Annotated in this window: 13 protein-coding genes and 1 tRNA gene; 10 read left to right on the forward strand and 4 right to left on the reverse strand. The window is 68.0% G+C overall.

The features are described 5' to 3' along the window. Positions 1-64 precede the first annotated feature (64 nt). The 3 genes from JNL31_RS13955 to JNL31_RS13965 all read left to right on the forward strand — a co-directional run bounded on the left by JNL31_RS13955 (position 65) and on the right by JNL31_RS13965 (position 869). Positions 65-141 (forward strand) — tRNA-Met (locus tag JNL31_RS13955). A gap of 143 nt (positions 142-284) precedes the next feature. Then, the gene (locus tag JNL31_RS13960; RefSeq protein ID WP_294974318.1) at positions 285-677 is read left to right on the forward strand and encodes a hypothetical protein; all 393 of its coding nucleotides are present in this window, start codon (positions 285-287) and stop codon (positions 675-677) included. Between the two features lie 54 nt (positions 678-731). Further along, a complete protein-coding gene (locus JNL31_RS13965) occupies positions 732-869 on the forward strand; it encodes a hypothetical protein (RefSeq protein ID WP_294974321.1) in 138 nt (45 codons plus the stop codon). 156 nt (positions 870-1,025) lie between these two features. Here JNL31_RS13965 and gndA read toward each other — a convergent pair whose 3' ends face one another. Next, on the reverse strand, positions 1,026-2,423 hold the full coding sequence (gene gndA / locus JNL31_RS13970; RefSeq protein WP_294974323.1) for an NADP-dependent phosphogluconate dehydrogenase: 1,398 nt from the start codon (positions 2,421-2,423) through the stop codon (positions 1,026-1,028). 162 nt (positions 2,424-2,585) lie between these two features. Here gndA and JNL31_RS13975 point away from each other — a divergent pair, with 162 nt between their 5' ends. The 3 genes from JNL31_RS13975 (at position 2,586) to JNL31_RS13985 (ending at position 4,802) form a co-directional block, all read left to right on the forward strand. Further along, positions 2,586-4,043 (forward strand): cobyric acid synthase, encoded by a 1,458-nt coding sequence (locus JNL31_RS13975; RefSeq protein ID WP_294974326.1) that lies wholly within the window; start codon positions 2,586-2,588, stop codon positions 4,041-4,043. Between the two features lie 176 nt (positions 4,044-4,219). After that, entirely contained in the window at positions 4,220-4,447 is a 228-nt protein-coding gene (locus JNL31_RS13980) for a hypothetical protein (protein WP_294974329.1), read from the forward strand. A gap of 19 nt (positions 4,448-4,466) precedes the next feature. Beyond that, a complete protein-coding gene (locus JNL31_RS13985) occupies positions 4,467-4,802 on the forward strand; it encodes a hypothetical protein (protein WP_294974330.1) in 336 nt (111 codons plus the stop codon). 114 nt (positions 4,803-4,916) lie between these two features. Here JNL31_RS13985 and JNL31_RS13990 read toward each other — a convergent pair whose 3' ends face one another. Beyond that, positions 4,917-5,798: a zinc ABC transporter substrate-binding protein gene (locus tag JNL31_RS13990; RefSeq protein WP_294974333.1), complete on the reverse strand. Its 882-nt coding sequence runs from the start codon at positions 5,796-5,798 to the stop codon at positions 4,917-4,919. Between the two features lie 73 nt (positions 5,799-5,871). Here JNL31_RS13990 and JNL31_RS13995 point away from each other — a divergent pair, with 73 nt between their 5' ends. From JNL31_RS13995 to JNL31_RS14010, 4 genes are all read left to right on the forward strand, one after another. Next, complete coding sequence (locus JNL31_RS13995) at positions 5,872-6,381, forward strand: Fur family transcriptional regulator (protein WP_294974336.1); 510 nt, start codon at positions 5,872-5,874, stop codon at positions 6,379-6,381. Further along, positions 6,378-7,142, forward strand: coding sequence for a metal ABC transporter ATP-binding protein (locus tag JNL31_RS14000; protein WP_294974339.1), 765 nt, complete (start codon positions 6,378-6,380; stop codon positions 7,140-7,142). Before JNL31_RS13995 ends, JNL31_RS14000 begins: the two co-directional genes overlap by 4 nt. Beyond that, positions 7,135-7,917, forward strand: coding sequence for a metal ABC transporter permease (locus JNL31_RS14005; protein WP_294974424.1), 783 nt, complete (start codon positions 7,135-7,137; stop codon positions 7,915-7,917). Before JNL31_RS14000 ends, JNL31_RS14005 begins: the two co-directional genes overlap by 8 nt. A 78-nt stretch (positions 7,918-7,995) precedes the next feature. After that, on the forward strand, positions 7,996-9,024 hold the full coding sequence (locus JNL31_RS14010; RefSeq protein WP_294974342.1) for a hypothetical protein: 1,029 nt from the start codon (positions 7,996-7,998) through the stop codon (positions 9,022-9,024). Here the strand turns inward: JNL31_RS14010 and speB are convergent, their stop codons facing one another. Further along, entirely contained in the window at positions 9,025-9,999 is a 975-nt protein-coding gene (speB, locus tag JNL31_RS14015) for an agmatinase (protein WP_294974344.1), read from the reverse strand. Positions 10,000-10,252: 253 nt separating this feature from the next. After that, positions 10,253-11,536 (reverse strand): C13 family peptidase, encoded by a 1,284-nt coding sequence (locus JNL31_RS14020; RefSeq protein WP_294974347.1) that lies wholly within the window; start codon positions 11,534-11,536, stop codon positions 10,253-10,255. Positions 11,537-11,673: the final 137 nt, after the last annotated feature.

Below are 11,673 nucleotides of genomic sequence, written 5' to 3' on the forward strand. Positions count from 1 at the left end.
TGACTTCGCCTGCGCCGATTCGCCCTTGACCTCTGCCCCCGGCCCCCTTAATCCGCGCCGCAGTGGCTAGGTAGCTCAGCTGGTTAGAGCGCGCGACTCATAATCGCGAGGTCGAGGGTTCGAGTCCCTCCCTCGCCACCAAACTCTCCCCCCGAACTCCCCAAAGACCAGACGGTTGCCGTCTGCCGTATCTTGTTCGCGCAGCCGCCTGTGGAGCCGCGATCGCAGCGCGGGCTGCTCGCCTCTGGCAGGGGCCGAACTTTGCGGCTACCTGTCTCCGCGACATGGAGTGCAGGACCGAACCATCGACCGTCGTCCCGACCCCTGCCCTGCCACAATGGGCACGGCTCTGTCTCTGCGTGCTGTCGGCTCTCCTTCTGGTCCTGTCGATCTCCGTTCCCGGGCCGGACAGGGCCGGGAGCGGGCATTTCCTGACCGCCCGGCAATCGGGCGTTCACGCGCTGCAGCCGACACTTTCGGCGCTTCGGACCAAGCGCCCCCAGTCCCTCGACAGCGCCCCGCCCGCCCTGCTGCCCGCGGGCGCCGGGCCGGTCCCGGATCCGGCGGTATCACCCATCGCCTTCTGGCCCGCCTGCGCAACTTGCGGCGCGCAGCCGGTGTTCGACGGCTGGGATGCCCGCGCCCCGCCCCGCGTCCTCATCGCCCGGATGACCTGAACCGCCGTGTGCCTCGCAGGCATGCGGTCGCATGCCATTCATGAGGACACACCCATGGCTGAAGACAAGACGGACGAGCGCAACCCGCAAGAGGACGATCCGCCTCCCAAGGAACCCATCCTGTTCAACTGGCTGATCACGATTGCCGGGCTCGCCGGGATCACCCTGGTCACGAGCTGGCTCACCCGCTGACGGCGGGTTGACCCCGAGCGTGACCGGCAATAGTGGACGCCGGTCTTGGCGAAAGACACGCGACCACCACCAAATGCCGGAAGGCTCTCCGGCGCGTCGATCGGCGCCGGACAGCCTTCCGGCGTCGGCTGGCCCGCTTCGGCGCGCCGGCCGACGTCACCCCTTGGCCCAGGGCCCGTGCGGCAGGTCCAGCCCGTCCAGCCGCTGGAACCCGTGCAGCCCGAAGAAATCGCGTTGCCCCTGGATCATGTTCGCCGTCCCCCGCGCGGTGCGCATCAGGTCGAACCACGCAAGCCCCGCCGACAGCGCGGGAAGCCCCAGACCGTGCAGCGCGCCTGCCGCCACCACCCGGCGCAGCGCGGGCACGGTGCGGCGCAGGTGGGCCACGAAGTATGGCGCCAGCATCAGGTTGCGGCCCGGGTCTTCCGCCAGTGCCGAAGCCATGTCGTTCAGCATGGCGGACCGGATGATGCAGCCCGCGCGCCAGACCCGCGCCACCCGCGGCATGTCCAAGGCCCAGCCGAATTCCCCCGCCGCCGCCGTCATCATCGCGAAACCCTGCGCATAGCACAGGATCTTGCCCGCGATCAGCGCCTGTTCCAGATCCTCCAGCGACACGCTGGCGCGTTCCGGCGCCGCGCCATACAGCGCCTCGCCTGCTGCCCGCTCGCCCCGCCGCGCCGATACGTTCCGCGCCATCACCGCCGCCTCGATCACCGGGATCGGCGTGCCGAGGTTCTGCGCCTCGATCGCCGTCCAGCGTCCGGTGCCCTTCTGCCCCGCCGCGTCGACGATCATGTCGAGGAGCGGCCCGCCCTTGACCGGGTCCGCCGCCGCCGCCACCGCCGCCGAAATCTCGATCAGGTAGGACCGCAAGGTCCCTTCGTTCCAGCGCGCGAAAACCGGGGCGATCTCGGCCGCCGACATCCCCAGCCCGTCGCGCATCACGCCATAGGTCTCGGCGATCATCTGCATGTCGGCATATTCGATGCCGTTGTGCACCGCCTTGACGAAATGCCCCGCCCCGGTCTCGCCCATATGGTCGGCGCAGGGGGTGCCGTCCTCGGCCTTCGCGGCAATCGCCCGGAACACCGGCGCCATCCGCTCCCAGTCTTCCGCCGTGCCCCCGGCCATGATCGCAGGCCCGTGCCGCGCGCCCTCCTCGCCGCCCGAGACGCCGATCCCCATGAAGCGGAACGGCAGGCCCGCCGCCGCGCGCCGGTTGGTGTCGTGGAAATTCGCGTTGCCCGCGTCGATCACCAGGTCGTCCGACCCGAGAAAGGGCGCCAGCGCCGCCAGCATGTCATCCACCGGCTTGCCCGCCGGGACCATCAGGATGATCGACCTGGGTACGGCCATCGCGGCAGCCAGGTCGGCCAGGGTCTTCGTCGGCACGATCCGCCCGGCAAGGTCGCCCGCCGAGGCGAAGAATTCGTCGGTGGCGGAAGGCGTCCGGTTCCACACCGCAATCGGAAAACCCTTCTCGGCGATGTTCAGCGCCAGCGCGGCCCCCATGGTGCCAAGCCCCACCAGCCCGATTTCCGGTTTCTGCATCTCCGATCCTCCCCGACCACCCCAAGGCGATGTTAACGCAAACAGACTGCCGCAGCCCGCCGGGGTCAAGCCCAAAGCCGCAATATGCGGGGTGGCCGGAGCCATGGCACGCCGGTCGCAGCTGCCTCTGGCTCCGATCGGGACAAGCGTTATAAGGGGCGCATGAAGCGCATCATGATTCAGGGCGCAGGCTCCAACGTCGGCAAGTCGCTTCTCGTCGCCGGGCTTTGCCGCCATTTCACCCGCCTCGGCATGACCGTGCGCCCCTTCAAGCCGCAGAACATGTCGAACAACGCCGCCGTGGCGGAGGGCGGCGAGATCGGCCGCGCGCAGGCGCTGCAGGCCCGCGCCTGCAAGGTGGCGCCCCATGTGGACATGAACCCCGTGCTCTTGAAGCCCGAATCCGAAACCGGCGCGCAGGTGATCGTGCAGGGCAAGCGCCTGACGACCGTGAAAGCCAGAGGCTACGCCGCCCTCAAGCCGCAACTCATGGCCCCGGTCCTCGACAGCTTCCGCCGCCTTCAGTCCCAAGCCGACCTCGTGATCGTCGAGGGTGCAGGCAGCCCCGCCGAGGTGAACCTGCGGGCAGGCGACATCGCCAACATGGGCTTCGCCCACGAGGCCTGCGTGCCGGTGATCCTGACCGGCGACATCGACCGGGGGGGCGTCATCGCGCAACTCGTGGGCACGCAGGCGGTGCTGGACCCCGGGGATGCCGCGATGATCAGGGGCTTCCTGATCAACAAGTTCCGCGGCGACCCCCGACTTTTCGACGACGGCTACCGCCTGATCGAACAGCGCACCGGCTGGCCCGGCCTCGGCGTCATCCCATGGTTCCCTCATGCCCACCGCCTTCCGGCGGAGGACGCCGCCGAGTTGAGCAGCGGCGGGGGCGGCACAAGGGGCAACGGCCAATTCCTGATCGCCGTCCCCCACCTGAACCGCATCGCCAATTTCGACGACCTCGACCCGCTTGCCCAGGAACCCGGCGTCACCCTGAAGATCGTCAAGCCCGGCCAACCCCTGCCGGTCGAGTCCGATCTGATCATCCTGCCGGGAAGCAAAGCCACCATCGCCGACCTCGCCCATTTCCGCGCCGAAGGCTGGGACATCGACCTCGCCGCCGCCCTCAGCCGGGGCGCACGGGTTCTGGGCCTCTGCGGCGGCTACCAGATGCTCGGGCGCGAGATCGCCGACCCTGACGGGATCGAGGGCAAGCCGGGCTCCGTCGCCGGTCTCGGCCTTCTGGACCTCACCACCGTGATGACCGCCGACAAGCGCGTGACCGAAACCGAGGCGATCCACCCCGCGTCAGGCACCCGCGTCAAGGGCTACGAAATTCACCTCGGCCGCACGGAAGGCCCCGACCGCGCCCGCCCGCTGTTCAGCGTGAACGGCCAGCCCGAAGGCGCCGTCCGCGCCGATGGCCGGGCGATGGGCAGCTACCTCCACGGCATGTTCACCGAAGACGCCTTCCGCCGCGCCTTCCTCGCAGGCCTCGGTGCAACCCCCGGCAACTTCAGCTACGACCAGTCCGTCGAGGAAACGCTCGACGCTCTGGCCGACCACCTTGCCGCGAATGTGGATTGCGAAAAGCTGCTCGCACTGGCGTCGATCTAGGCCGACTCATCCGACACCCTCCGGCGCATACCGACTTGGTAATTCCGCCACAGGCTTAGAAATTCAGGATTCAGCATGCTTCTTCGGCAAGAACCATGCCTGTAAGATTCATGAACCATCACCCGGTGGTGTTGAGAGCATCAGCATCGGGCGCAAGAAAATCAGAGGAAACGAGCATGAAGATCGCACTCATGGCGGCAATTTCGGTGCTGGGCATGGTACAGGCCGCCGACGCACAGGATGGGTTTTACTATGGTATCGGGCTTGGCGTCACCGAAAGCAGCACCAACGCCCCGATCGTCTCCGATTACACAGCGACAGCCACCGATCTCTCGCTGGCGCACCGCTGGCTACCGCTTCGCGGCCTCCGGAAACCTCCAGTTCGGAATCGAGGGCAACCTTGACGTGCTGAGCGGCGAGACAATGAGCGATGGCGTGGATGCCTGCACCGGGCAGTCTCCCTCTTGGTGTACGCTGGATACGGTCCTGCGCCTGCGCGGAACGGTGACGACGGAACTCGCCAACGGCGGCCACCTGACCTCGTCCCTGGGCGCGGTCCTTGTCGATGGCGTGACAGAGAACGGCGGCGGCAACTATCTTGACACGACGGGCAAGGGCCTTTCACTCGGGTTCGGCTGGGAACCTGCCACGATGCCGGTGCGGATCGACGTGAACTACGATGCAATCCGCGACGACGACCAGCCGCTCTACGAGCGCGACCTGGACCTGATCGGCCTGCGCGCTTCCTACATGTTCTAGCGCTTTCCCTTGGCGGGTGGGGTTCGCCCCCACCCGTTCTGGTTAAGAAAGCCCGAACGCCCACAGCCAAGCCCTTGAAATCCCGCAGGATCAGACCTCTGTCCTGCGTGGACATCACCCGCCCGCACACTCCACGATCGCCTGCGCCAGCCCCGACATCAGCGCCACATAAGCCCCCGGCCCCGGCTCCAGCGAAGACCCCACCGGGTCCAGCGCCCCGCCGATCCTGGCCCCGGTCCCCTCGGCCAGTTGCTCGATCAGGGCCGGATCATGCTGGACCTCGGGGAACAGGCACACCACACCCCCCGCCGCGATCTCGTCCCGCAGCCCCGCCAGCCGCGCCGCGCCGGGAGAGGACGCATCCCCGACCGCGATGCTGCCCACGAAGTCCAGCCCGTAGTGATCGCCGAAATAGCCGAAGGCGTCGTGGAATGTGACAATCGGCTTGCCCCTGACCGGGGAAAGCAGCGCACCCAGTTCCGCATCCAGCCCGCCGATCTGGTCCGCAGCTTTCGCTGCATTCGCCCGGTAGGTCGCCGCGTGCTCCGGGTCCAGCCGCGACAGCTCGGCGGCGATCAGGCCCAGCCAGACCTGCGCATTGCCGGGGTCAAGCCAGGCATGCGGGTCCTCGGGGCCATGATCGTGCCCCTCTTCCACATTCCCCACCCCATAGTCGCGCGCCTTCGTTCCCTCCGCGTCCAGCAGCGCCAGCGCCGGTGCGCCTTCGGGCCGGGCCTCCAGCGCGCCCTCCAGCCAGGGGGTCAGCTCCGGCCCGACCCAGACCACCAGCCCGGCATCGGCCACCGCCCCGGCCTGGCTGGGCCGAAGCTGGAAATCATGCTCGTCAGCGCCCCTGGCCAGCAGAAGCTCCGGCGTGCCCAGATCTCCCATCACCTGCGCGGCAAGCGCGTGGACCGGCGGGATGTCGGTCACCACCGAAGGCACCTCGGCCAGCGCCGGGCTGGCAAGCAGCAGAAACGGAATGATGGGACGCATCGATCGGGCCTTCCCTTTGCCGGGTGATCTATGTATGTAATATCATAACACGTCAATCCCCGCGATGCCCGCCATGCCCCACGCCCTCGATTGCCCCGGCTGCGCTGCCCCCGAACTGGCCTTCGCCGCCCATGACCACGCCCATTGCGCCCATGACGCGCTGGAACGGGCCGAAGCCGTGACCGCTGCCAATGGGGCGCGGATGACCCCGGTCCGTCGCCGGGTGCTGGAGATCCTGCTGGAGAACCACAAGGCGCTTGGCGCCTATGACGTCCTGGCCCGGCTTGGCGCCGAAGGTTTCGGCAACCAGCCCCCCGTCGCCTATCGCGCGCTGGAATTCCTTGTCGAACAGGGTCTTGCCCACCGTATCCAGCGGCTGAACGCCTTTACGGCCTGCACCCACCCCGGCGAGGAGCACGCCCCCGCCTTCCTGATCTGCCGCCTGTGCCACATGGTCGCCGAGGCCGAGGCGAGCGCCGCCCGCACCTCGCTCGACGCCGAGGCCGCCCGCGCCGGGTTCCGGGTCGAACGCTCCACCATCGAGGCGCTCGGCCTCTGCCCGGCCTGCCAGGGGGCCGCATGAGCCTGATCGCCGCCGACCACATCTGCATCCGCTTCGGCGCGGAAGAAGTGCTGCACGACATCTCGCTCAAGGTCGACCCGGGCGAGATCGTGACCATCCTTGGCCCGAACGGTTCGGGCAAATCCACCCTCCTCCGCGCGCTTCTGGGCATCGTGCCTGCCGCCGAGGGGCGCATCACCCGGCAACCCGGCCTGAAGATCGGCTATGTCCCGCAGAAGTTGATGATCGACCGCACCATGCCGATCACCGTCCGCCGCTTCCTGTCGCTTCCCGCCCGCGTGACCGATGCGGCCGCCGACGAGGCCCTGTCGCGCACCGGCATGGCGGGCCAGGGGGCCGAACAGATGACGACGCTCTCCGGCGGACAGTTGCAGCGGGTGCTCCTCGCCCGCGCGCTCTTGGGCCAGCCGCAGATCCTGATGCTGGACGAACCGACCTCTGGGCTCGACCAACCCGGCGAGGCCGCCTTCTACCGGCTGATCGAGGAGGTCCGGCGCGAAACCGGCGCCGCCGTGCTGATGATCAGCCATGACCTGCATGTGGTGATGGCCGCGTCCGACCGGGTGATCTGCCTGAACGGCCATATCTGCTGCGAAGGCACCCCGCGCGTCGTGTCGACTGCGCCGGAATACCGCGCGCTCTTCGGTCTGGGCACGCAGGGCGCGCTGGCGCTTTACCGCCACGAACACGACCACGCGCATGAGGATGGCCACCCGCACCATCACCATCACGATCCTCACCACGGCCACGACCATGCTTGACGATTTCCTGGTCCGCGCGGGCCTTGCCGCAATCGGTCTTTCCCTTGCCACCGGCCCGCTCGGGTCCTTCGTTGTCTGGCGGCGGATGGCCTATTTCGGCGACGCGACCGCCCATGCCGCCGTTCTGGGCGTCGCGCTGGCGCTGGCGACCGACCTGCCCATCGGCCTTGGCACCCTGACCGTGGCGCTCGCCATGGCCGTCACCGTCGCGGGCCTGTCGGCGCGGGGCTGGGCGATGGACACCACGCTCGGCGTCCTCGCCCATTCCGCCCTGGCCTTCGGGCTTGTGGCCGTCAGCTTCTTCCCCTCCGTCCGAACCGACCTGTCGAGCTATCTCTTCGGCGACATCCTCGCCGTCAGCCGGGGCGACCTTGCCCTCATCTGGCTCGGTGCGCTCGCCGTCCTCGCCCTTCTCGCCTGGCGCTGGCAGGCGCTGCTGACCGCCACCGTCAGCGAAGACCTCGCCCATGCCGCGGGCATCCGCCCCGACCGCGAGCGTCTGGTGCTGGTCATCGCCCTTGCGCTGGTCGTCGCCGTCGCGCTGAAGATCGTCGGCGCGCTTCTCATCGCCGCCATGCTGATCATCCCCGCCGCCGCCGCCCGCAGCCTGTCGCGCACACCCGAGGCCATGGCCGCCATCGCCATCGCCATCGGCGGCCTGTCCGGCCTTGGCGGCCTTGGCCTCTCGCTCTGGCAGGACACGCCCACCGGCCCCTCGATCATCGTGGTCGCCGCCGGGCTTTTTGCACTTTCCTCGCTGCGCAGGCAGGTTTGAACCAGATTTCTGCCGCTTTGCCCGAAGCTTGCCAAAATTGACCGCTATCACCGCGCCAGATCGACAAGGACCACCCCCGTGCTGCGACTGTTCGGCTTTCTCTTCATGTTCGCCCTGACCGCCGGGGGCTACATGTTCGTGGACTACAGGATGTCCGCCCGCTGGGCCGGACGCGAGGATGCCGAGGGGCTGACCTTCCAGGAATATCTCAGCGGGCTTGCCGGCCGCATCGGCGGGCTTGCAGGCTCGACCTCGTCCAACGGCATGCCGACCAAGTTGGTGGACATGCTGCCGAAACCGCCCGAAGGCTGGAAGGTGCGCCCGGTCGAGGCCGCGGATGCAGACGGCTTCCTGCCGAAGAACAGCAAGAAGGCCGACAAGGACGCCGTCGCCGCCGTGAAGCGGATGGCCGAGGGCGACAGCGACAAGGGCACCGAGGTCGCCGCGCTGACCTATGAGAAGGGCGACCGCAAGCTGATCATCAAGGCGGTCCGTTACCCCAACATCATCTTCACCAGCATGATGGCGATGCAGCAGCGGTTCGAGTTGCAGATGCAGACGGCCGAATTCCGCGGCACCGAGTTCGCCACCGTGCGCGGGCTTGACGTGACCGAGGACCTGCTGCCCGAAGGCTTCCGCGGCCGGTATTTCTTTGCCGATGTGGGCGCACAGATCCACCTCCGGGTCCTGGCGCCGAAGCGGATGAAGGACGAGGAGCTGGTGCCCTTCCTTGAAACGCTGCACGTCAAGGCGATGAACGCGGGCGTGATCGACAAGGTCACGGGCCTCGGCGATGTGCCGGTGATCGTGCTGGCCTCGGCGCTCGACGATACCGAACGTGACGCCTACCTCGCCGACGTTGCTGCCCGCGCGGCGGAGAAGACCGCGACGGAAGAAGCCGAACGCGCCCAGGCAGGAGCGGCCGAAGCAACCGATCCGGTCACGACGGATGGCGGCGGCGGTTTCCTCTCTGACCTCTTCGGCGGTGCGCAAGAGCCCGCCGTCGAAGCCGCCGCCCCGGAAAAATCCGGCACGGTCGGCTGCAAGACCGGCAAGGACGGCGTCAAGCGCTGCACCGTGGAAAGCGCGGCACCTGACGGCGGCTGATCAGAACACCAGCCCGGAAAACCGCGACGGGTTCTGCGGCACGCCCGGCAGGACGCAGAGCATCTCATACAGGAAATTCGCCGCGATCAGCGCCGTGTTGCCCGAGGGATCATAGGGCGGTGACACCTCGACCAGATCGCAGCCGACAAGGTTCAGCCCGGCCGCGCCGCGGATGATCTCCAGCCCCTGCCAGGTGGTCAGCCCGCCCGGTTCCACCGTCCCGGTGCCGGGGGCAAAGGCGGAATCCAGGCTGTCGATGTCATAGGTCAGATAGACCGGCGCATCGCCGATCTTCTCCCGCACGATCTGCATCAAGGGCGTCAGCGACTTGTGCCAGCACTCCTCGGCCTGCACCACCGTCCAGCCCTGCCTGCGGCCCCAGTCGAAATCGTCCGCCGCATAGCCCGTCGCCCGCAACCCGATCTGGAACACCTTGTCGTTGATCAGGCAGCCATCCTCCCAGGCGCGGCGGAAGGGGCAGCCGTGCGCGACCGTCTCGCCGAACATGGTGTCATTGATGTCGGCATGGGCGTCGATGTGGATCAGCGCGACCGGACCGTGGCGTTCCTTGATCGCCCGCAGGATCGGCCAGGTCAGCGTATGGTCGCCGCCCAGCGTCAGGGGGATGATGCCGTGGGAAAGTACCTCGCGGTAATGCGCGGTGATGATGTCCACCGTCTTCTTCAGGTCGAAGGTGTTGATCGGGACGTCCCCCAGATCGGCAACCTGCAAATGCTCGAAGGGTGCCGCCCCGGTGGCCATGTTGTAGGGCCGGATCATCCGGCTCTCATCGCGGATCTGCCGGGGGCCAAGCCGCGTGCCGGGTCGGTTCGAGGTGCCGTGATCCATCGGAATGCCGATGAACGCCGCATCCAGCCCCTTTGCCGAGGTCGCCACCGGCAGGCGCATCATCGTCGCCGGGCCGCCGAAGCGCGGCATGTCGTTGCCGCCGAGGGGTTGGTTGAAACGGGTCATCTGATCAGCCTTCCGAATGGGTCATGCTCAAGCTTGCGCAGATTTCCGGCAACGGCAAGCCGGGGCCGTCTGCTGCGACATCGTCTTGTCGTCGCCGGAAAGACTGCCCCCGACCCGCCTTTCATCTTTGCTGCAAATATCCCCGCCGGAGGCACCTGCGGCCCGTCACGAGCGCCCGGCCTTTCATACTGGCCCAAATATCCCCGCCGGAGGCACCAACGAGACGTCACCAAGTCGTCGACGAGCAATCCCGTCAGCGGCCTGCCAGCAGCCGGTCCAGCACCGGCCCGATCTCGGCCCCCTCGACCATCTGCGGCAAGCTGGGCGTCAACCCGTCCATCACTTCCTTCCGCGCGACGTCCTGCGCCGCCAGCGGAAAGGCCTTGCGCGGGTCCGGTTCCGCTCGCAGCGCCCGGTCAAAGAACGACTGGCCGAATTCCGTCCATTCCGCCCCGTCACGGCATCCGAACGAGGTCCGGTCGCCGCGCGCCGCCGTGATCACCAGCCGGTCGGGCGCGGCGATCTCGTCGAGGAACGACCCCGAATGGCAGGCCGACAGCACGATCACCGCCGGGCCGATTCCGCTGTCGTCCAGCATCTGCGCAAACTCGGCCGAGGTCAGGTCCCGGGTCCCCGCTTCGTAGAAGTTCAGCGAAAAGACGTCCTCGCCGCCGTGCGAGGTCAGGAACAGGAAGGCCACATCCTCCGGCCCCTGCCGCTTGCCGATTTCCAACAGCGCCCGCGCGAGGTTCGCCCGGTTGGCCAGCGGATACCGCGTCGGGGCGTCCTCGCTGTTGGCCAGCCGCAGGGTCCGCTTGCCCGAGCCGTACTGCGCATCAAGGATCGCCGAGACGCTCTCGACCTCGGTCAGGAAGACCGACTGGTAGGACGTCCCGCCAAGCGCCAGGGCAAACACGTCCGGTTCCCCCGGCAGCTGCGGTGCAAGGTCGGCAACCTGTTCCCCCATCAGCCGGTCCTGGGCGGCATAAAGCGCCTCGACATCGACGGGGACATAGGTTTCCTCCCAGCTCGCGTCCGGAAAGACGTACAGCTCATCCACGCTGAACCAGCGCAGGACCACCTCCTTCGTCGCCAGGAAAACCACCGCGATGACCAGCCCCGCCCGCAGCCATGCGCGCCACGGCGCCCGCAGCAGCCAGACCAGCAGCGCGATCTGCACCGCATGCGTCACTCCCCGCACCACGGCCACGCGCTCCGGCGTCTCGAACAGCTGCGGCGCCTCGCCATACAGCGTCCAGAGCGCCAGGTTCAGCACCGCCACCAGCAGGAACAACAGCGTCACCGCGCGCGCCAGCAGATCCAGCCGCCGGACGAGCGCCAGCGCCAGCACCAGCCCGGCCACCACCACCGCGCTTTGCGCCACAGCCATCTGTACGCCCCAGAGCGACAGCTCGCCCCCCGGCCCGAAATACCCGACCTGAGCCGCGATCTCGGCCAGCCAGGACAGCAGGATTGCCGCCAGCGCCACCAGCGCGGGGCGGGCCGGAGTCCGGACGACTGTTTCACTCACGCTCATGCTCGATTCCCTTTTCCGTCCTTCAACCGCAGAATCCGGGCAAGACTGCGGCGCGACGTCGCGAATGTCGTTTTCTGACGCCAAAGGTCGGGTGGACTTGCCCGCATTCCCCCGCCTCTGGCAGATAGGGGCAAACC

This window comes from Tabrizicola sp., assembly GCF_016792905.1.
Classification (GTDB): Bacteria; Pseudomonadota; Alphaproteobacteria; order Rhodobacterales; family Rhodobacteraceae; genus Tabrizicola.

Coding starts and splice junctions, on each gene's coding strand:
- JNL31_RS13960 (WP_294974318.1), top strand. CDS start 285: ATGGAGTGCAGGACCGAACCATCGACCGTCGTCCCGACCCCTGCCCTG.
- JNL31_RS13965 (WP_294974321.1), top strand. CDS start 732: ATGGCTGAAGACAAGACGGACGAGCGCAACCCGCAAGAGGACGATCCG.
- gndA (WP_294974323.1), bottom strand. CDS start 2,423: ATGCAGAAACCGGAAATCGGGCTGGTGGGGCTTGGCACCATGGGGGCC.
- JNL31_RS13975 (WP_294974326.1), top strand. CDS start 2,586: ATGAAGCGCATCATGATTCAGGGCGCAGGCTCCAACGTCGGCAAGTCG.
- JNL31_RS13980 (WP_294974329.1), top strand. CDS start 4,220: ATGAAGATCGCACTCATGGCGGCAATTTCGGTGCTGGGCATGGTACAG.
- JNL31_RS13985 (WP_294974330.1), top strand. CDS start 4,467: ATGAGCGATGGCGTGGATGCCTGCACCGGGCAGTCTCCCTCTTGGTGT.
- JNL31_RS13990 (WP_294974333.1), bottom strand. CDS start 5,798: ATGCGTCCCATCATTCCGTTTCTGCTGCTTGCCAGCCCGGCGCTGGCC.
- JNL31_RS13995 (WP_294974336.1), top strand. CDS start 5,872: ATGCCCCACGCCCTCGATTGCCCCGGCTGCGCTGCCCCCGAACTGGCC.
- JNL31_RS14000 (WP_294974339.1), top strand. CDS start 6,378: ATGAGCCTGATCGCCGCCGACCACATCTGCATCCGCTTCGGCGCGGAA.
- JNL31_RS14005 (WP_294974424.1), top strand. CDS start 7,135: ATGCTTGACGATTTCCTGGTCCGCGCGGGCCTTGCCGCAATCGGTCTT.
- speB (WP_294974344.1), bottom strand. CDS start 9,999: ATGACCCGTTTCAACCAACCCCTCGGCGGCAACGACATGCCGCGCTTC.
- JNL31_RS14020 (WP_294974347.1), bottom strand. CDS start 11,536: ATGAGCGTGAGTGAAACAGTCGTCCGGACTCCGGCCCGCCCCGCGCTG.